This is a genomic window from Nostoc sp. (assembly GCF_036917355.1).
Taxonomy (GTDB): domain Bacteria; phylum Cyanobacteriota; class Cyanobacteriia; order Cyanobacteriales; family Nostocaceae; genus Nostoc.
On sequence record NZ_JBALDP010000083.1, the window covers coordinates 115,508 to 137,897 of the forward strand.

Genomic DNA, 22,390 nt, shown 5'->3' on the forward strand with positions numbered 1-22,390 from the left:
ATCAGATAAATATCGGTTGCTACATATCCAGTTATTACCAATCACAATTTTGAGGTTAATCAAATGACATTTTTGTATAACAATAGCCATGAGAACGAGCCTCTGATATCTGAATTAGAAAATCAGAATGGTAACGCTCATATAGCAAATATTGCTAGTAATGAAATATCTTTATTAAATGCGATCGCTCAAGAATTTAAAACTTGGCGGCGACAGTTGAAAGACATCGCAACTCACATGCGCCAAGCTCCAGACATTGATACACTCTTCAAAATTACCGTAGCACAAATTAGAGAAAAAATTGGCTGCGATCGCGCCTTAATTTATCAGTTTACTTCGCGAGAATCAGGTAATGTTTTAGCAGAATCGAGAACACTAGGTTGGACTCCAACTTTAGGCGAAAATATTCCCGGAATTATTTTTGGTTTATATACTAATCAAGACTATGTAGAAGCTGTAGTTATTGACGATATCAATCAAATTCAACTTACTCCTTATCAAAAGCAACTGTTAGATAAATTTCAAATTAAAGCTAGTTTGAGTTTACCGATTGTAGTAGAAGGTAAAGTGTGGGGCTTACTAGCAGTCAATAATTGTTACTCAACGCGGCAGTGGCAAGAAGTAGAAATTAGCCTACTATCTCAACTTACAACAGAACTAACTTACAAATTACAGAGCTTTGAATTCCAAAAAGAACAGCAACAGCGAATACTAGCAAAAAAATCGGTAGCTAAAGTCATCGACAAAATTTTGCGGATATCAAATGTCGATAAGCTTTTTCAAACAACCACTCAAGAAGTACGCCAATTACTAAAATGCGATCGCGTCGGTGTCTATCGCTTCAAACCTGACTGGAGTGGCGAGTTTGTATCTGAGTCAGTGGGTAACGGTTGGATAAAAATGGTCGGCCCTGATTTTTACATGGTCTGGGAAGATAGCCACTTACAAGACACTCAAGGAGGACGTTATGCCAAGGGTGAAAGCTTTGTAGTTAATGACATTTATCAAATGGGCCATGCTCAATGTCACATTGACATTTTAGAGCAGTATGAAATGAAGTCCTACATCATTGCACCCATATTTGCTGGAGAAAAATTATGGGGTTTGTTGGCAGCTTATCAAAATTCTGGGCCTCGTGATTGGCAACCTTGGGAAGAAAGCTTTGTAACTCAAATTGGGTTGCAATTTGGTGTAGCTATCTCACAAGGGGAATATCTCGAACAAGTGCAGACAAAATCTGACCAACTAGCTCAAATAGTTGAACAAGAGAAAGTTTTCACTAAAATAGTCAACCGCATTCGACAATCTTCAGATGTAGAAAGTGTCTTCAAAACAACCACTCAAGAAGTGCGTCAATCATTACAATGCGATCGCGTCGCCGTCTATCGTTTTAACCCTGACTGGGGTGGTGAATTTGTGGCTGAGTCTGTGAGTACTGGTTGGACAAAACTGGTAGGCCCTGATATTAAAACCGTTTTGGACGATACCTACTTGCAAGAAACGAAGGGAGGTCGGTATGTCAGAGGTGAAAACTTTATCGTTAATAATATCTATGAAGTAGGATTAGCTCCCTGTCATATTGAGATTTTAGAGCAGTTTGAAGCCAAAGCTTACATGATTGTTCCGATATTTTTCGGGGATAAATTGTGGGGATTGCTGGCAGCTTATCAAAATTCTAGCTCCCGTGAATGGCAAAGCTGGGAAGTGAATTTTTTGGTTCAGACTAGCTTGCAATTTAGTTTAGCTAAATCACAGATAGACTATTTGGAACTAGTGCGAGTCAAATCTGAAAAACTAGCTCAAATAGCAGAACAAGAGAAAGCTGTCACCAAGATCAGTAACCGCATCCGGCAATCTTTAGATGTAGAAGAAATCTTCAAAACAACGACTCAAGAAGTCAGGCAATTATTACGATGCGATCGCGTCGCAGTGTATCGTTTCAATCCGAACTGGAGTGGTGAATTTGTTGCAGAGTCAGCAGGTCATCTGTGGGTAAAACTGGTAGGCCCCGATATCAAAACTGTTTGGGAAGATACCCACTTACAAGAAACTCAGGGAGGTCGATATGCTCAAGGGGAAAATTTTGTTGTAAATGATATCTATCAGATAGGTCATTCTCCTTGTCACATTGAAGTTTTAGAGCAATTTGAAGCCAAAGCTTATGTAATTGTTCCTGTATTTGCTGGGGAACAATTATGGGGATTGCTGGCAGCTTATCAAAATTCGGGAACTCGTGATTGGGAAGAATTGGAAGTCACTTTGTTAGCACGCATTGGCAGCCAATTAGGATTGGCATTACAACACACCGAATACTTGCAACAAGTACAAGCGCAGTCAGCAAAATTAGCAGAAGCCGCAACACGGGAAAAGGCAGCTAAGGAGTTACTGCAACAACGATCGATTCAACTCTTAAAAGCCCTGAGACCCGCCCTTAACGGTGACTTAACAGTACGCGCACCGATTACAGAAGACGAGCTAGGCACGATCGCAGATGCTTACAATAATACTCTGCAAGCACTGCGGCAAATTGTTGTTCAAGTACAAGGGGCTGCTCAACAAGTTGCCCAAACTTCTAGCAATAGCGAGTCTTCACTAGCGGGACTGACAAATCTGGCACAACAACAATCTGAGGATATTACCGCAGCTTTAGGTGATATTCAACAGATGGTGGACTCTACTCAAGCTGTTGTAGCGAATGCTGAGTTAGTACAACTAGCTGTGCAAAAAGCTAATCAAACTGTAGAGTCTGGCGATACTGCCATGAACCTGACTGTGAAAGCAATCCAAGGAATTCGCGAAACCGTTGCTCAAACCAGCAAAAAGATTAAACGCCTCAGCGAATCTTCGCAAAAAATCTCCAAAGTGGTGAATTTGATTGGTAATTTTGCCACACAGACAAACGTACTCGCTTTGAATGCAGCCATTGAAGCTACTCGTGCTGGTGAATATGGCAAAGGCTTTGCAGTTGTAGCTGATGAAGTCCGTTCTTTATCTCGCCAATCAGCAGCAGCAACCATCGAAATTGAAAAATTAGTTCAGGAAATTCAAGCAGAAACTGGGGAAGTTGCAGTTGCAATGGAAATAGGTATTCAACAGGTAGTAGAAGGTACAAATCTTGTTAGCGACACTCGCCAAAACTTAAATGCGATCGTTTCTGCAACTGCCGAAATTAGTCAGCTAATCGAGCAAATTACCGCAGCGACTCAAAAACAAATGGCGCAATCTGTAACAGTAACTAAATCAATGCAAGATGTCGCAGAAATTGCCGATAAAACTTTTGCGGAATCTCAAGAGATTGCGACTGTATTCCAAGATTTATCAGGAATGGCGCAAGAGTTATTAACAACTGCTAGCAAGTTTAAAGTGAAATGAAAAATAGTTAGGAGTTAGGAGTTATTAAGTCAAAACATGGTCGAGCAACTCTTAACTCCAAACTCCTTAATCCCTACTCCCAACTCCCCACTCCCTAATTATGATTACAGATAACGAAATTCGCCAACAAGGGTACATCTACTTCCTAGCGGAAGCCCCAGAATTAGTCCAAATTATTGAACAAGAACTATTTAGCTTGTCGGAAGATTATAGCATTGCTAAAATTCACAATCTAATGCGGGCTACTCATACACTTAAAGGTGGTGCAGCTAACGTTGGGCTAGAATTAATTAAGACGATCGCCCATTTTTTAGAAGATGTATTTAAGTCTTTATACAATCCAAAAGTAATAGTTGATGCAGAATTACAAACACTTTTGTTACAAGCTTATGAGTGTTTAAGTATAGCATTAAATACTGAATTAATAGGTAGTACTGTTAATGACGAAGAACTGCTTCATCGAGCAACCTCAGTGTTCGCGCAGTTACAAGAAAAGCTGGGTGATGCATTTGGTGCTGAGTCTCATATCCCCACTTCTGAAGAATTGGGATTTGATATTGTACAATCTGTTTTTGAAGTAGGAGTAGAACAACGTTTAAACAGTATTGCTGACGTTATTAACAATCCACCAAATAATGACGAATTTATCGAGTTTTTACACTCTCAAGCTGAAGTATTTTTGGGCTTGGCAGAATCTTTAAATTTACCTGGATTGGGAGAAATTTCCCAAACTATTCTCTCAGCGCTGCAAGCAAATCCCAGCCAGGTAGAGAAAATTGCAGAAATTGCACTTGCAGATTTACAACAAGCAAAAAAATTAGTATTAGCAGGCGATCGCACATCTGGTGGAGAACCTTCATCAGGTTTACGACAACTCACAATAGTGGCAAATAATGAGTTATCTGAAGAATTACTAAATAATTCATTTAATGACAAATTTATCATTAATGAGGAACCGTTTTATCAGTTTCTCACTACATCTGATAATAATAAGAGCGAATCAGTAAAACCAAAAACTGCCAAGTTTTATTTAAAAGTAATTCGCTACATTTATGGCTGGTTTAATCACCAGATGCAAATACCTGAAGCGGAACTAAATTTAACTTTACTAGTTCCCAGATTAGAAAGAAGAAGTTTGCTGAATTATATCGAAAACTGGCTGAAAGACTTTCTTGATTTTGTTCACGATGAAGAAGATAGTCAAAGTCTTTGTATTTATCGACGTGGGATTATCTTAATAATTTTATTTGCAGTTGCAAAATTTCAATATTCTCTGAAAGCATCTGATAGCTACCTCTCAGGAATTAAAATATTACAAAACCAAATTCATAAATTAGCAAAAGAATATAAAAATTATCCTCCTGTTACTAGCGAAGAGAAAAATTGGCTTGATAGTCCCAAGTTACAAAAACTGTTAGTTATTAAAGAGATTGTCTCTTCTCAAGCAACTGATAACTTACTAGAAACAATATGGGGAGAAGAAACTAGGCAAGACCTTGCTGTTGAAGTCGTGACAACCCAAGCTGATAATTCCTCAGAAAAGCTTGATTCATTAACTGTCAGCGAGCAGGTAGTTGTAGATGTTCCAGAAACAGCTATTGAAGTCATCCCTGATATAGCTACACAAATCAATAAAGAAATAGAAGATAAATCACAGTATGTTCAAACTAAAAATTTTCGCCAACCTTCATTTATTCGGGTAGATACAGAGAGACTGCAACACCTCAATTATCTAGCTGGAGAATTGCTGATTTACCAAAAACGGCGTAGTTTACAAGATGAAAAAGTAAAAGAAATAATTGAGCAACTAGTACAGCAACTCACTAGACACCAGACAACTTTAAATGAGTTACGCGATCTACCTTTACAAATACAAAATATTACCTCACAACAAACACAAAGTTTTGCAGCGGATTTTGACTCTCTAGAAATGGATGTATATACAGAGTTTCATATGACATTGCATGAAGCAATAGAAGAAACATTGCAACTACAAGAAACCACAGAATCTCTTGACTTGCTTCTGACACAAGCTACTCAAATTAGTGATACAAAAGAAAATTTAACTCTTAATATTATAGATAGCTTAGTCGAAGCACGAATGTCGCCTTTGGGCAATATTCTGAATCGTTTTCCCCACATGGTAAACAAGTTGGGGAATGTTCATGCCAAACTTGTTGAATTGAAACTTACTGGTAGTGAAGTACTAGTAGATAAAGCGATCGCAGAAAAGCTCTACGATCCTTTGTTACACTTAGTGCGTAATGCTTTTGATCACGGTATTGAAGCTCCGCAAGTTCGCCGAGAGCTTGGTAAACCAGAAGAAGGTTTAATCGAAATCTGCGCTTATCATCAGGGTAGCCAAACTATTATCGAAGTTCGTGATGATGGTCAGGGATTGAATTTAGACAGAATTCGCAGAAAAGCTGCTGAACTTTATCCCATACAAACTGAAGAAAAAACTAGAAACTATGCTTCTAGTCTGGCTGAACCTGAACTTTTAGATTTGATATTTTCGCCTGGATTTACTACTGCAAATAAAGTAAGTGAAATTTCCGGGCGCGGTATGGGTTTAGATATTGTGCGTACTCAAATGAACGCGCTCAACGGCTCGATTTCAGTTCAATCCTTACCCAAACAAGGAACAATATTCATTCTTAAAATCCCTTTTTCTATGACTACAGAAAAGTTAATGCTAGTTCAAGCCAAAGGTGTTGTTTATGGTCTGATGTTGGACAGTATCGAAAAAATATTGATTCCCTCTGAACAACAAATTAAAGAAATTGAAGGGAAAAAAGTCTTATATTTGAATATAGACAATGATGAGACTATGGTCAGCCTTCGTCAACTTTCAAAGTTGATTAATTATAATGGTTCATTCATTAATAATGAGACTCCATACAATACTTCAAATACTCAGAACCCAAGTTTAGCAAACAATCCGGTGCTTTTACTACAGCGAAATCAGAGAAAGATTGCTTTAGAAGTTGACCAAATAATCGGCGAACAAGAACTGGTAATCAGACCTTTAGGAAACGCGATCGCACCGCCAAAATACATTTATGGTTGTAGTAGTTTAGCTAATGGTAATCTCATCTTAGTAATTGATGCTTTGTTGTTGGTAAAATCTAGCGAAATCCAACAAACAACACTTGATATCAGAGCGCTACCAGTAGCTTCTTCGTCAAATAAAAAAGCCTTGCCGATATCAGGGCATAATTTTTCATCTACACCATTACTTGCGGCATCGACTTCCACAACAACTATAGAAACCCAATCCAGTTATTCTCAAGAGCCAGATTATAAATCACCAAAAGTTGTTTTAGTAGTAGATGATGCGATTAGTCTCCGGCAAACTCTCTCTCTGACTCTCCAAAAATCTGGCTATCAAGTAATACAAGCTCAAAATGGCGTAGAAGCTCTAGAAAAATTGCAGTTACATCCTGAAATTAAAGTTGTCGTCTCTGATTTAGAGATGCCACGAATGAATGGTTTTGAGTTGTTGAGCAATTTCCGCCAATACACCAATTTAGCAAAAATCCCTGTAGTGATTCTTACTTCTCGCAGCGCTGAAAAACATCGCCAGCTTGCCCAAGAATTAGGTGCAAAAGCTTACTTAACTAAACCTTTTTTAGAGCATGAGTTTATCTCTAAAATTAAGGAGTTAGTTAACAATAATACAAATGATTTAGATCGTTTACTAATAGTGAAAGATAATTAACAATTTGTAATTACGAATTACGAATTACGAACTTGTACTGAGCGTCTTGCCCTGAGCGTATCGCTAAAGCGAAAGCTCCGCTAACGCGCAGCGTCTCCGTTAGGAGAAGCCGTTGGCGCAGCCTCTCGTAGAGAAGGGAGCCGAAGTATTACGAATTACCAGGTAGATTATTTGGATCTACACCTAGAGAACGTAAATACTCGGCTAATTGTTCAGCCCTTTGCCGTTCTTGTTGTGCCTGTTCTGCATCTGTCAAATAACGCTTTCCTTGCTCGTCATACCAACATAAAAACTCCTGTTGTATGCCGCCAATTACAGCTTGGTGTCGCCCAATACCTAACCCTATCTCTGGCATCAAATAGGGTTCACCTATTTGTAATTGGTAGTTTCCATTGAGCAACTTATACACTTCCAAGGGTTGATGTTGGTCGCGTCGCCAAAACTCAGGGTTATAAATTACGTAGTATAATACACCGAGTTTTCTATATATATCTAGCTTTTCGTCGTATTCACCTCCTGGAGTATGGGATACCATTTCTAATGTGAATATTGGAACTATCCCATTTTCTTCCCAAACCGCGTAACTTTTGCGTGATTTACCACCCTTTTTCCGTTCTACTCCCAGACTTAAAAAAGCATCTGGGACTACGGGTACTCTGGGATTTACGCCTGTGGTGTGATACACTCCCATATCTACTCCGAAGTACCAATCCATACGATTTGCCCAAATGGAGTTAAGTAAGAAGAGTAAAATGTTGGGCAAAAAGTTTTGGTCTTCGTTATCCACTGGCGTATCGTCTGAACAGGGAAGTTCGTCAGTAGTTGGTAACGCATTTTTGAGATCGGGTGAGAGCATAACCGTTGTCTCGCTGGCGTTTGATGCCTTTATTATAAGTGAGCGACCAAAATTTTAGCGTTTGGGTGTAGCTTCCCCAAATTTAATTAAAAGTGCGATCGCAATACTAACAAGCAAAATTAACGTCATACTCAAGGCTGAACCAAATCCCCAATTTTGGGTGGCTCCAAGAAACTGGTTATAAACTAACCGCGCCGCCGTCATACTAGAAGCACCACCGAGTAATTCTGGATCGACAAAATCCCCTAAACCTGTGATGAATACAAGCATGGAAGCAGCCGCAATTCCCGGAAAAATTTGCGGTACAGTTACTTGAAAAAAAGTTTCCACCGGATTTGCACCTAAATCAGCCGCAGCTTCTAGCAACCGCTTGTCTAGCTTTTCGAGAGAAGCATATAAAATCAAAACCATATAGGGTAATAAGCTGTAACTCATACCAATTAATACAGCTTGACTATTATTAAGTAATTCCCAAGTAGGTAAGCCTAAATTGCTGAGTAAACTGTTCAATAAACCAGTAGGACGAAGAATTGTAATCCAAGCATAAGAACGGAGTAACGAAGAAGTCCACAAAGGTAGAACAAAGCCTAATAGCAGCAAATTTCGCCAACGCTGCGGCGCTATTTGAGCAATCCAATAGGCGACGGGGAAGCCCAAAATTAAACAAATGACCGTAGTACCAAAGGCAAAAAATAGCGATCGCCAAATTACTTGCACGTAAAGGGAGTCAAATATTCGGATGTAGTTTTTGAATCCGTTGGGATTGACCAAATCTCCCGGTCGGATATCTGCAACTAAACTTAACTCGAAAATTATCAAAGATGGCAGCACTAACAAAAGTAATAACCAAATCCCAGATGGTGCAAGCAATACCAAAGGTTGCAGCCAATTTCTAACGGGGTACTGCAATTTTTCTATTTTAGAAATCTCATTTTTTTCCAAATTAATCACTCCTAACTCCTAACTCCTAACTCCTAACTCTTTTAACTGCTAGTTAATTGAGTCCAATAACGATCGTAAACCTCTTCAAATTCTCCTACAGGTGTAACACGTTCACAATTTTTTAATAGTGACTCTGGCGGAAATAAATTAGTGTTGTTTTGGATTGTTTTTGGTAATTGCTCAAATCCGGCGCTATTCGGCGTAGAAATATTTAGACGTTGAGTAATTTGGGATGCTATTTCTGGTTGCAAAATCATGTTAATCCAAGCATAAGCTCCAGCTTGGTTAGGGGCTGTTTTGGGAATTACAATAGTGTCTGTCCATAATGAAGAACCACTGCGAGGAATTACATATTTGAGTTTAGGATTTTCTTGAGAGATTTTGACTGCATCTGCTGAATAACACATCGCCAGTAGTAAATCTCCTGCGAGAATTTGATTTTGCCAAGCGTCGGTGTCAAAACGGGCGATCGCAGGTTTTAAAACCTTCAATTTTTCATAAGCTTGTTTGATTTCTTGTTCATTTTTTGAGTTGTAAGAATAACCGAGCATCCGTAACGTTGCACCCATGACTTCTCGAACATCATTGAGCAAAGTCATCCGTTGATTAAGTTGCTCTTGATTTTGCCAAAGGTAATCCCAGTCTTGTGGTGCATCTTTGATTTTTTCGGAATTGTAAAGGAAACCTGTCGTACCCCAGTTAAAAGGGATACTGTAGCGGTTATTGGGGTCATAACTAGGATTTTGAAACCGGGGAAATAAATTCTCTAGACCGATTAAGCGATCGTGATTTATTTCTGTTAGCAAACCTTTATCTACCATCTTCTGTACCATGTAATCAGATGGGTTGATGATGCTGTAGGTGCCACCGCCTCCAGCTTGCAATTTAGCCAGCATGACATCATTGGAATCATAGACATCTGCCAACACTTTTATGCCAGTTTGAGCGCTAAAAGTTTTCAATAATTGGTTGTCAGTATATTGCGTCCAGGTAAAGATATAAAGTTGGTCGCGCTGACCATTCGTATTAGAATTAGCACGTACTTCAGCTAGCCTCCAGCCACAACCACCTAAAGATAAGCTAGAAAGTGCTGCCACCCCTTTTAAAAATTGGCGTCTGTTAGTCATTAAGTTAATAGTTAATCATTTTTTGTATTCTTACCGATTGATTCTAAATATGCCTTTAATTGGAGTGCCCATAGGTAGTTTAAAGATTAACTTAAGTCTATCTATCTGTGCAACTGTTAATAAGTTACTCCTGTTAGCTAGTGTTAGGCACGGTTTTTAATCAAGCTTGAGTTATAAAAATTAACAAAGCGAACGAGCGATCGCTAAATTATCAAGGAAATTTACTGTGGCAAGCTGAACTGCACTTCTGTACTAGCAAAAATCACAGGGTTGCATCCCAAAGAATAAAGCTTAATCCAAGCGTAATAGAAAAATTAAGATATCTGGGAACAATCAATCTGTAAATTCTCAAGATTTGGCGGAATTATAAAATGTCTAATTGGCAAAACTTTCGCTCTCAATGGCAGCGAGTTCGATATTGCCTGATTTTTGTGGCCGCCCTCTGGTTGAGCTTAGGGGTTCCAGGTTGCAGTTTTTCCCCACCCAGTTCTCAAACCTCTGTAGCACCCCAGCCCACCCAGATCAAGCAAACTCCACAACGCTTTGACGGTGTAACAATTAACGTTATCACTCAAGATGAAACCGTTCGTACAGGTACTAAGAGACGGATTGCTGGGTTTGAAGCCTTGACTGGAGCGAAGGTCAATGTGATGGGTGTTCCTTTTCAAAATTTATATAACATACTGCAAAAGGACTGGTCTAGCAGTGCTTCAAAGTACGATATGGCAGTTATTTTACCTTCATGGCAGATTGACTTTATCGATGCTGGCTTTGTGGAAGATTTAACGGCGCGAGTCAAATCTGATGCAGCCATACAGTGGGAAGATATTGCACCGATCTTTCGGAATTTTAGTGCGACTTATAAAGGACGCATCTACAGTATTCCGTTGGATGGGGACTTTCACATGGTTTATTACCGCACTGATTTGTTAAAGCAAGCGGGGTTAACGCCTCCGACAAACTGGGATGAGTATCTGGCGATCGCTAAACAGTTTCACGGCAAAGACTTGAACGGTGATGGTAAAAAAGACTATGGCTCTTGTATGTCCAAGGGCGCTGCTGATAGTAACACAAGCCTGTTGATATCCATTGCCACTCCTTTTTTGCAATCTCAGGGAACCGCACAAGGGACATTTTTTGACCCAGACACAATGAAGCCTCTGGTGAACAATCCCGCTTTTGCCAAAGCACTGGATATTTATAAACAAGCGATGGACTATGGAATTCCCCAGGATAAGAATCTAGGTAATTCCAAAGCTAGAGAATTATTTATTACTGGCAGGTGCGCCTTGACCATTGATTGGGGCGATGTTGGACCCTTAGCCATCGATCAATCCGTGTCTAAAGTGATGGATAAAGTAGGGGCTGTCATCACTCCAGGCACTACTCAAGTGCTCGATCGCAAGACTAACAAACTGGTTGCCTGCGATAAGTTTAGCTGTCCTTACGCCATTGATGGTGTCAATCATGCACCCTACGCTGCCAATATCGGTTGGACAAGTGTAATTCATGCCAAGGCAGCACCAAAAGTGAAGGATGCCGCTTATGCATTTTTCTCTTACATGAGTCAACCCGCTCAGGCTAACGTGGATGTGACGATTGGGGCAACGGGCTTCAACCCCTACCGAATTTCGCAATTTAAAAACTCAGATCCCTGGATTAAATCTGGGATGTCGTCTGAAGCAGCCAACAACTATCTCGCAGCGCTCGGCATCAGCTTGAATAGTCCCAATATGGTTTTGAGTTTGACCATTCCCCATAATCAACAATATCAATTTGAAGTTCTTGATGACGTTGTATCTAAGTTCTTAGGGAACAAAATTACAACCGAGCAGGCAATGCAGCAGATTGAACAAAGATGGGAACAGATTACTAACAAAGTAGGGCTGGAGTCTCAACGCGCCGCTTACCGTGCCACCCTTGGGCTAAACCCCATAAATACGACAGCCAGAGAAATCTCCAATCCTTAATCCAACTGTTCATTTAACAGATGAAACGGGCATCCTAGAAATAATTGGGCAAAAATAACATTGGAAGTGACTAACAATGCACTGCCCGTCTCAGTAGTTTGGGGCTGTAAACGGAGCCACAGAGCGTGCGAAATTGGAACCTCAGCACAAAAATTATTGCTTCTTATTCAGTGCTAATCGCGATGATGGCAGGGACAATTGCTTCGGGAATGTACTGGCAGTTGTACTCTAGCCAACGGCAGGCAATCCGTAATCGTCTCTTGGTGATTGTCAGTTTGGCAGTTCCACAAATAGATAGCGATTATCATGGATTGATTGCTAAACCAAGCGACCGCACTTCAGCCTTTTACAAAATCAATCACGATAGACTTGTAGCTATTCAAGCAACTAGTAAAGATATTCTGCGTATTTACACGGTACGCGAACAACCAAATAAGAAATTTGTCTATGTCTTAAACTATGACCCTGCCGACCGAGACAAAACTGTATTGACTGGCATGGATTACACAAAGCCATTAGATGATTTGTATATAGCCGTTGCTCAAAATACACCGTTTGTCGATCGGGAATTTCACAAAACTGCAAATGGCGAAACTATTCTTGCCGGTTATGCTCCAATTACCAATCTCCAGGGTCGGGTGAATGGATTCTTGGTGGTTGAATTGGATGCAAGTTCTGTGATCCGTCAGGAATATTTGGTAGCGGCATTTGCTTTGGTAACTTTTTTGGCTGTGTTGTTATTGACTGTATTTTTAGTGCGTTGGCTATCGCGATCGCTAGTAGTTCTACCAATATTACAACTCAATAGTGCCGCCAAGCAATTAGAAACAGGGAATTGGAATGCGACTCTAGCAAGTAACCGCACCGATGAGCTTGGAGAACTCTCCGCATCTTTTAACAGCATGGCCAAACAGTTGCAAACCTCCTTTGCCACCTTAGAACAAAAGGTAGAAGAACGGACACTACAACTAGCAGAGGCAAAAGAGAAAGCCGATACTGCAAACGTTGCCAAGAGTGAGTTCCTCGCTAATATGAGCCATGAATTGCGAACTCCGCTCAATGGCATCCTGGGCTATGCCCAAATTCTTCAAAATGGTGAACCCTTAACAAAACAAGCTAAAAAAGGTGTAGATATCATCTATCAGTGCGGCAATCATTTGCTCAATCTGATTAATGATATCCTTGACCTCGCCAAAATCGAAGCCCGAAAGTTGGAATTATATCCTAGTGATGTGAATTTCCCAGCACTTTTGGAAGGCATTGCAGAGATGATGCATATGCGTGCTGGTCAAAAAGGAATTTCTTTTACCTATCAACCCGATTCTAATTTACCTGTAGGCATTAGAGTCGATGAAAAACGCCTACGCCAAGTGTTGATTAACTTATTGGGCAATGCGATTAAGTTTACTGACGAAGGTGGAGTTACGTTTCGCGTTAAAGCTTCGGCTTCGCTCAACTTTAACACCGAGCGAAGCCGAGGTGTTAAAACTCACAAACTGGAAACTGCAACCTATCAAATTCGCTTTGAGGTCGAAGATACAGGGGTTGGGATATCGCCAATCGGACTCACGAAAATCTTCCAACCCTTTGAACAAGTGGGTGATGTGAAAAAACAAGGAGAAGGAACTGGACTAGGACTAGCAATCAGTCTGCAAATCGTTTCTCTGATGGGTAGTACCCTAAATGTAGACAGCCAAATTGGCAAAGGTAGCACCTTTTGGTTTGAGGTCGAACTTCCCGAAGCTCAAGAATGGGTAGTAAGTCTGCAAACAACTAAACAAGGCAAGATTGTTGGATTTGAAGGTAGCAAGCGCCAGGTGCTGGTAGTCGATGACCGTTGGGAAAATCGCTCGGTTTTAGTTAGTCTACTGGAACCTTTGGGTTTTGCAGTGATTGATGTCAGCAATGGTCGAGAAGGATTGGACAAGGCCAAGGAGATTCATCCTGACCTGATTATTACAGACTTGATGATGCCAGAAATGGATGGTTGCGAGATGCTGCGACAGTTGCGACAGATTCCTGAGTTGCAGAATGTTCCAGCGATCGCCTCTTCAGCTAGTGTATTTGAAAGTAACCAAAATGAGAGTATCGCAGCTGGAGCCGATGCGTTTTTACCTAAGCCTATAGAAGCTCCAGCGCTGCTGAAGTTGCTGGAAAAATTTCTGAATCTGAAATGGATTTATCAGCAAAACTCTATTGCTGTGGAGCCAATAACAGCCAATTCAGAGGCAATATCTTCATCCACCCCAGATGAGATTGTTCCCCCAACCGAGGAGGTTTTGTCGCAGTTGCACACATTGACGTTGCAGGGACGCTTGATGGCAATCGAGCAACAGCTAAAAACTTTGGAAAAAACAGATCGGGAGTACCAACCATTTGTTAAAGCAGTACGTGAGTATGCAGATAATTTCCAAACTGAAAAAATCCGAACATTACTTGAACAGTATCTTCCCAATCTTAAAAGTTAATCCACTAGTTCCAGTCTGATAAATCCTTTGTTATCTCATTACCATTTTCGCTATGACGGCATTTTTTGAAAATTCCATTGCATTTAACAATGCTGTTACAAACCCGTTTGATAATGGCATTATCCTTATTATCGATGATGTGCCAAATAACTTAAAGGTGCTTTCAGACACCTTAGCCCAAGCGGGTTTTGAAGTTGCGATCGCCACTAGTGGTGAAAGTGCGCTACAACAATTAGAACATACTCCAGTGTCTTTGATTTTACTGGATGTGATGATGCCGGGGATGAATGGCTTTGAAACCTGTCAGCACATTAAAGCCAATCTGAAAACCCAAAATATTCCGATTATCTTTATTACGGCCCTTTCTGAATCGGTGAATAAAGTCACAGGCTTTGAACTTGGAGCCATTGACTACATTACCAAACCGTTTCAACAAAGTGAAGTTTTAGCACGGGTGCGAACTCACTTAAAGCTTAACCAATTGAGCCAGTCTCTTGAAGCTAGAAATACAGAACTGCAACAACTCACCCAGCAACTAGAGCAACGAGTTACTGAACGAAACCAGGAATTATTTGCATCGATTGAAACCCTCAAACAAACTCAACAATTGATGCGCTTAGTATTTGATACTATTCCCCACTGGGTAGCCTGGAAAGATATCAATTCAGTTTATTTGGGCTGTAATCAAAGTTTGGCTAATGTACTAAACTTAAGTTCGCCTGATGAAATTGTGGGTAAAAATGATTATGACTTACTGATAAGCAAAGAAGAATCCGATTGGTATCGTGTGTGCGATCGCCGCGTCATGGAGTCTGGACAAGCAGAACTCCATATAATTGAACAATGGCAACGGTCGGATGGTCAGCAAATTTGGTTGGATACGAGCAAGATGCCTTTACGCGATGCGAAGGGAAATGTATTTGGCATTTTATTAGTGACAGAAGACATTACCGAACGTCAACTGGCACAAGAAGAACTCAAACAACAAAAACAAAATTTAGAAGAAGCACTAGCAGAACTTCAAGGCACTCAAGTGCAATTGGTGCAAAGTGAAAAAATGTCAGCACTGGGAAACCTTGTAGCGGGGGTGGCACATGAAATTAATAACCCTGTTGGCTTCCTGGGGGGAAATATTCAACCCGCTTTAGATTATATCAAGGATATATTTGGCTTAATTGATTTGTATCAACAGGAATATTCTCATCCCAATGAAATAATTAAAGGTGAAATCGAAGCAATTGACCTCGATTATATCCGCGAAGACTTACCAAAGTTAGTGGGTTCTATGGAAGAAGGGGTGAAGCGAATTCGGGATATTAGTACTTCTTTACGAACCTTCTCTCGTGCTGATAGCGATCGCCCCATTGCTTGTAACATTCATGATGGCATCGACAGCACTATCCTGATTCTCAAACATCGCCTCAAAGCTTCAGAAACTCACCCAGAAATTCAAGTTATCAAAGAATATGGTCAGTTACCATTAGTAGAATGCTTTGCTGGGCAGTTGAATCAGGTATTTATGAACATTCTAGCAAATGCTATTGATGCTTTGGAAGAGTCAAATATTGGACGTAGTTTTGAAGAGATAAAAACTAATCCCAATTGCATCACAATCATTACTAAAATTAGTGAAAACCAACAAAAATTAATTATTACAATTAAAGATAATGGTAAGGGAATGAATGAACAAATAAAATCAAAAATATTTGACCATTTATTTACGACAAAAGCGGTTGGTAAAGGTACAGGATTGGGATTGGCGATCGCTCGTCAAATTGTCGAATCAACTCACGGCGGAAAATTGAGTTTTAACTCAGTTATGGGTGAAGGTACAGAATTTATCATTGAAATCCCAGTATAAGTTTTGTATTTAATGTTAAACACGCTTCAGATATCTGGGAATACTAAACCTGGAAATCTTAAGGATTTAGCAGTATATATGGTTAGCACTCTTGTCAATATTCCCGGATATCGCATCAGCGAAGAACTCTACAATGGTTCCAGAACCGTAGTTTATCGAGGGTATCGAGAGGCTGACTCATTACCTGTAGCCATTAAACTGCTGAAAAATCCATATCCAGATTTTAACGAACTCTTGTCGTTTCGGAATCAGTACACCATTACCAAGAATCTCAACTCTCCTCTGATTGTCCAAACCTACAGCCTCCAAGCATACCAAAATGGCTATGCGCTGGTGATGGAAGACTTTGGGGGGATTTCTCTCAAGGATTGGGAAGTTAAGGGAAGGGGGCAATCTCTACAGGAGTTTTTAGAAATTGCGATCGCACTCTGCAATACCTTAGATGTACTCTACCGAGAGCGGATTATTCATAAAGATATCAAACCTGCCAATATTTTAATTAATCTCGAAACCAAACAAATTAAATTAATCGACTTTAGTATTGCATCTTTACTACCACGAGAAACACAAACTTTAATAAATCCCAATGGATTAGAAGGGACACTCGCTTATATTTCCCCGGAACAAACTGGTCGAATGAATCGGGGGATTGACTATCGAAGTGATTTTTATTCTTTGGGAGTAACTTTATACGAATTACTGGCAGGAAAGTTACCTTTTGAATCCAAAGATCCGATGGAGTTAGTCCATTGTCATATTGCCAAAAACCCACCGAATTTAAGTGAAATAAAGGAAATAAAAATTCCGCAAGTTTTGTGCGATATCGTGATGAAACTGATAGCAAAAAATGCGGAAGACAGATATCAAAGTGCCTTGGGACTGAAATTGGATTTAGAAAAATGTTTATATCAGTTACAAGTTGATAGTGAAATTCAAAGTTTTGAGATCGCACAACGGGATGTATGCGATCGCTTCATCATCCCCGACAAACTCTACGGACGAGAAACCGAAGCAGAAACTTTACTGCAAGCATTTGAGCGAGTCAGTCTTGGTGCAACAGAAATGATGCTGGTAGCAGGTTTTTCGGGTATTGGGAAAACCGCCGTTGTCAACGAAGTTCATAAACCAATTGTTCGGCAACGTGGTTATTTTATCAAAGGGAAATATGACCAATTTCAACGCAATATTCCCTTCTCTGCTTTTGTGCAAGCATTCCGGGATTTAATGGGGCAATTGTTAACCGAAAGTGATGTCCAACTAGAACAATGGAAAAATCAAATATTAGAAACTGTTGGAGAGAATGGTCAGGTAATTATTGAAGTCATTCCCGAATTAGAAAAAATCATTGGTGAACAACCACCAGCAGTAGAATTATCAGGAACAGCAGCCCAAAATCGCTTTAATTTATTGTTTCAAAAATTCACCCAAGTCTTTACTAGCGCCGAACATCCATTAGTGATGTTTTTAGATGATTTACAATGGGCTGATTCAGCATCATTAAAGTTGATGCAGCTATTAATGGCTGATACAGGTCATCTTTTCATCATTGGTGCTTATCGGGATAACGAAGTCAATCCAGCCCATCCATTAATGCTGACTTTGAGCGAAATTCAAAAAAACCAAGCAGCCATTAATACTATTACTTTAACACCCCTGAGTCAATTCCAAATCAATCAATTAGTCGCTGATACCCTAAAAAGTACAGAAAATTTGGCATTACCTCTTTCACAATTAGTCTATCAAAAAACTAAAGGCAACCCATTTTTTGCCACCCAATTTCTCAAAGCCCTACACGAAGAAAATCTCATTCAATTTAACTTGGAGTTAGGCTGTTGGCAATGCGATCTGTCCAAAATTAATCAACAAGCCTTGACCGATGATGTCGTAGAATTTATGGCGTTGCAGTTAGAGAAGTTACCCTTAGCAACCCAGGATATTCTGAAGTTAGCCGCTTGTATTAGCAATCAGTTCGATCTAACAACATTAGCAATTGTTTCAGAACACTCAGAAGTAGAAACCGCAGCCAATTTATGGAAAGCATTGCAAGAAGGTTTGATTTTACCGCTCGGTGATGTTTATAAATTTTATGTAGGGGCAGAAAGTCAAGCCGTTACACCAGAAAAGTCTCAAAATGTTACCTACAAATTTTTGCACGATCGCGTTCAACAAGCAGCCTATTCCCTAATTCCCGATGACCAAAAACAAACGACTCATTACCAAATCGGACAACTGCTTCTACAACAGATTTCCGCACAAGCTAGAGTTGACCGTATTTTTGATATCGTCAATCAATTAAATCACGGAACTGCTTTAATTACCCAACCAATTCAACGAGAAGAATTAGCTGGACTCAATTTAATTGCCTGCCGCAAAGCTAAAACTTCAACTGCCTATCAAGCGGCGAGTGAATATGTGACAGTAGGATTGTTTTTGTTGGAAGAAAATACTTGGCAGCAGCAGTATGAAATGACCCTCGCCTTATATGAATTAGCTGCGGAAGTAGCAATGCTAAACGGTAACTTTGAGGCGATGGAAAAGCTCATTGATATTGTGATTCAACAGGCACGCTCCTTACCTGAACAGGTCAATGTTTACTGTATTAGAATTCAATCTCATATTTCCCAAAGTAAATTAACTTCAGCGATCGCGATCGGCCAACAAGTCTTACAACAGCTTGGCGTTACCTTTCCTGAAACACCCGCACCATCAGATATTCAACAGAAAATCCAAGAGATTAAGGAACTCATTGGAGATAGGGAAATTGCCGATTTGGTTAACTTGCCTGAGATGAGGGATGCAGAAAAACTCGCTACTCTTAAGATTGTCAATATCATAATCCCAGCAGCTTACCTCACTGGCTCTGCGCTGTACCCATTGCTGAATAGTTTGTCTGTTCAACTCTCAATTCAGTACGGTAACACATCAACTTCTGCTTTAGGCTATGCGACCTATGGCAGTATTCTCTGCAATTTTTTCCAAGCCATAGATACAGGATCGCAATTTGGTTCCCTGGGACTCCAGATTATTTCAAAACTCGATGCCAAAGCAAGTAAAACAGATGTTTTGATGATCTTGGGGATATTTGTTGTACACCGTAAATCTCACATTAAAGAAACACTACCACTCTTGCAAGAGGGTTACACCTCTGCCCTAGAATTTGGAAACCTGGTAATGGCTGGATATAATGGGCACACTTTTTGTCTCAATTCTTTTTGGTGTAATCAATCTCTGTCTACCTTAGAGCAGGATATCAGCGCCTACTGCCATAGTTTGATGCAATTAAATCAATTGACAACCGCAAATTATTGCCGGATTTATTGGCAACCAGTTTTAAATCTACTAGGTTTTGCAGAACATACCACCCTTTTGTCTGGGAAAGCCCTTGAAGAAACAGAATTTCTCCAGCAGCTACAGTCTGCCAAAGATGGATATGGATTATATATTTTCCATTTGTATAAACTAATGCTTTGTTTCTTGTTTGGAGAAATTGAGCCAGCGAAAAATCATGCTATTGAAGTCAGGCGCTATTTTATGGCTGGTGCGGGATTAGTCAGCGAACCAGTATTTTATCTTTATGATTCTCTGCTAACTCTGGCACAATTAAATCCACAGTTAGATGAAACATCAGAAGCATTACAGGGTGTCATAGAAAATCAAACCAAGTTACAGCAATGGGCGGATCATGCACCTATGAATTATCAACATAAAGTTGATTTGGTAGCGGCGGAAAAATGTCGAGTGTTAGGACAAAAAGCCGAAGCAATTGAGTTTTACGACAAGGCGATAACTCTAGCCAAAGCCAACGAATATACCCAAGAAGAAGCACTTGCTAACGAACTGGCAGCAAAATTCTACCTAGATTGGGGCAAAGAGCGCATAGCTGGGGAATACACGATTGCAGCCTACTATGCCTATGCTCGTTGGGGTGCAAAAGCCAAAGTCGTTGACCTAGAAGCTCGCTATCCGCAACTACTTACACCTATATTAGAGCAAACCCGTTCTCCTCTCTCCACTCACGAAACTCTGTTCACATTGGGTAGTGTCACCTCCACCAGTTCAGCTATATCCAGTAGTAATGTTTCTGTGGCTTTAGATTTAGCTACTATTCTCAAAGCTTCTCATACTATTTCCGGTGAAATCGAACTGGAAAATCTACTTTCATCGTTGATGACGATCGTCATCGAAAATGCGGGGGCTGATAAATGCGTGTTAATGCTCTTGCGAGACGATCGCCTGTTAATCAAAGGGTCAATTACCACAGGTTCAAAGCCAATTGTCTTGCAGCGTATTCCCATTGAAGATAGCCAGGACATTCCCCACAGACTGATTTACAAAGTCAAGCATGACAAGCAAACTGCTGTGCTGGTGAATGCAAGTGCCGATCGCACCTTAGCCAATGACCCCTATATCATCCGTCAGCAGCCCAAAAGTATCTTGTGTACCCCGATTTTGCATCAAGGTAAGTTGATGGGCATTTTATATCTAGAAAATAATCTAGCAACGGGGGCGTTCACAAAAGATCGCGTCGAACTGCTCAACTTGCTGTGCGCTCAAGCGGCAATTTCTTTGGAAAATGCCCGACTTTATGAGCGATCGCTAGAGTATTCCCAACAGCTAGAGCGATCGCTTGAGGAGTTAAGCACCGCCCAGTCTGTCTTTCAAGCATCCCAGCAACGACTCCAGTTATTGGTTCAGCAAACTCCATTAGCAGTTATAGAGTGGGATACCAATTATCAAGTTACTGACTGGAATCCAGCCGCAGAAAGAATCTTTGGCTACAGCAAACAAGAGGCTTTGGGTTGTGGATTCAAATTCATCATTCCTCAAAAGATTCAAGCAGAAATGGAGCGAGTCAGCGTCGAAATTATATCGCAGGAGGGCGGCAATTACAGTATCAATGAAAATGTGACAAAGGATGGTAAAATTATCATTTGCGCTTGGTATAACAATCCGCTTGTAAATGCAGATGGCGAGTTAATCGGAGTTGCTTCCCTAGCAGATGATATTACAGAACAACAAGCTGCGCTACGCGAACGCAAAGTTGCCGAAGTCCAACTTCAAGAAAAAGCACAAGAGCTAGAAACTGCTGTACAAAACCTGCAACAAGCACAATTACAAATGGTGCAAACTGAGAAAATGTCTGCACTAGGCAACTTAGTTGCTGGTGTAGCTCACGAAATGAATAATCCCCTTGGTTTTATTGCTGCTAGTCTCAAACAAGCGAAACCTACTATCGCTGATATTGTTGAACATCTCAGACTATATCAAGAAAGTTTACCCAACAAAAGCGATAAAATCGAAGATCATGCCGAAGAAATCGACTTGGATTATAGCTTAGAAGACTTACCCAAGATGATTGATTCTATGTCTATGGCGTGTGACAGACTAAAGAACATCAGCACCAGTTTGAGAACTTTCTCTCGTGCCGATCAAGACTACAAAGTACCTTTTAATATCCACGAAGGCATTGATAGTACTATTCTAATTCTCAAACATCGTCTCAAGGCCAATGAACAACGTCCGGCGATTGAAGTTGTTGCAAACTACGGTAATTTACCTCAAGTAGAATGTTTCCCCGGTCAATTAAATCAGGTATTTATGAATATTTTTGCTAATGCTATTGATGCATTAGATGAATCTAATCATGGACTCAGCTTTGAAGAAATTAAAGCCAATCCTAACTGCATTACAATTACAACCTCAGTCGAAAATAATCTAATTAAAGTTTCCATTACTGATAATGGCAAGGGGATGAGCGAAGAAGTTAAACAAAAAATATTTGACCATTTATTTACTACGAAAGCTGTTGGTAAAGGCACAGGATTGGGACTCGCGATCGCTCGTCAAATCGTTGAAGAAACCCACGGTGGAAAATTAAGTTTTAACTCAGTTCTGGGTCAGGGTACAGAATTTACGATTGAAATTCCGGTATGAATCTCGGACACTCTTTGTTCGCACCGCGTCTCGTAGAGAAGGGATGGGATTAGCGCCGATTTTCTTTGACTCTAAATCCTGAAAATTTCAAGTTGTGGAGCGACGGGTTCGCTTTATATCTGGGAACACTATATCTGGA

The 22,390-nt window shown here is 40.3% G+C and carries 9 protein-coding genes; 6 read left to right on the plus strand and 3 right to left on the minus strand.

The window, feature by feature from the left end:
- Nucleotides 1-63 precede the first annotated feature (63 nt).
- Nucleotides 64-3,372 carry a GAF domain-containing protein gene (locus V7K53_RS26285; RefSeq protein ID WP_335200454.1) on the plus strand — a complete coding sequence of 1,103 codons (3,309 nt, stop codon included), beginning with the start codon at nucleotides 64-66 and terminating at the stop codon, nucleotides 3,370-3,372.
- A gap of 100 nt (nucleotides 3,373-3,472) precedes the next feature.
- A complete protein-coding gene (locus tag V7K53_RS26290) occupies nucleotides 3,473-7,093 on the plus strand; it encodes a hybrid sensor histidine kinase/response regulator (RefSeq protein ID WP_335200455.1) in 3,621 nt (1,206 codons plus the stop codon).
- Between the two features lie 148 nt (nucleotides 7,094-7,241).
- Here V7K53_RS26290 and V7K53_RS26295 read toward each other — a convergent pair whose 3' ends face one another.
- The 3 genes from V7K53_RS26295 to V7K53_RS26305 are packed head-to-tail and all read right to left on the minus strand — an operon-like array spanning nucleotide 7,242 to nucleotide 10,018.
- On the minus strand, nucleotides 7,242-7,949 hold the full coding sequence (locus V7K53_RS26295) for a Uma2 family endonuclease (protein WP_335200456.1): 708 nt from the start codon (nucleotides 7,947-7,949) through the stop codon (nucleotides 7,242-7,244).
- Between the two features lie 54 nt (nucleotides 7,950-8,003).
- On the minus strand, nucleotides 8,004-8,897 hold the full coding sequence (locus V7K53_RS26300; RefSeq protein WP_335200501.1) for an ABC transporter permease: 894 nt from the start codon (nucleotides 8,895-8,897) through the stop codon (nucleotides 8,004-8,006).
- Nucleotides 8,898-8,932: 35 nt separating this feature from the next.
- Nucleotides 8,933-10,018 carry an ABC transporter substrate-binding protein gene (locus V7K53_RS26305; RefSeq protein WP_335200457.1) on the minus strand — a complete coding sequence of 362 codons (1,086 nt, stop codon included), beginning with the start codon at nucleotides 10,016-10,018 and terminating at the stop codon, nucleotides 8,933-8,935.
- A 371-nt stretch (nucleotides 10,019-10,389) separates the two neighbouring features.
- Here V7K53_RS26305 and V7K53_RS26310 point away from each other — a divergent pair, with 371 nt between their 5' ends.
- From V7K53_RS26310 to V7K53_RS26325, 4 genes are all read left to right on the plus strand, one after another.
- Nucleotides 10,390-11,988, plus strand: a complete 1,599-nt coding sequence (locus V7K53_RS26310; RefSeq protein ID WP_335200458.1) for an ABC transporter substrate-binding protein — start codon at nucleotides 10,390-10,392, stop codon at nucleotides 11,986-11,988.
- Nucleotides 11,989-12,113: 125 nt separating this feature from the next.
- Entirely contained in the window at nucleotides 12,114-14,456 is a 2,343-nt protein-coding gene (locus tag V7K53_RS26315; protein WP_335200459.1) for an ATP-binding protein, read from the plus strand.
- A gap of 52 nt (nucleotides 14,457-14,508) precedes the next feature.
- Nucleotides 14,509-16,317, plus strand: a complete 1,809-nt coding sequence (locus tag V7K53_RS26320) for a hybrid sensor histidine kinase/response regulator (RefSeq protein ID WP_335200460.1) — start codon at nucleotides 14,509-14,511, stop codon at nucleotides 16,315-16,317.
- Between the two features lie 78 nt (nucleotides 16,318-16,395).
- Nucleotides 16,396-22,251 (plus strand): ATP-binding sensor histidine kinase, encoded by a 5,856-nt coding sequence (locus V7K53_RS26325; RefSeq protein WP_335200502.1) that lies wholly within the window; start codon nucleotides 16,396-16,398, stop codon nucleotides 22,249-22,251.
- The last annotated feature ends 139 nt before the right edge of the window (nucleotides 22,252-22,390 follow it).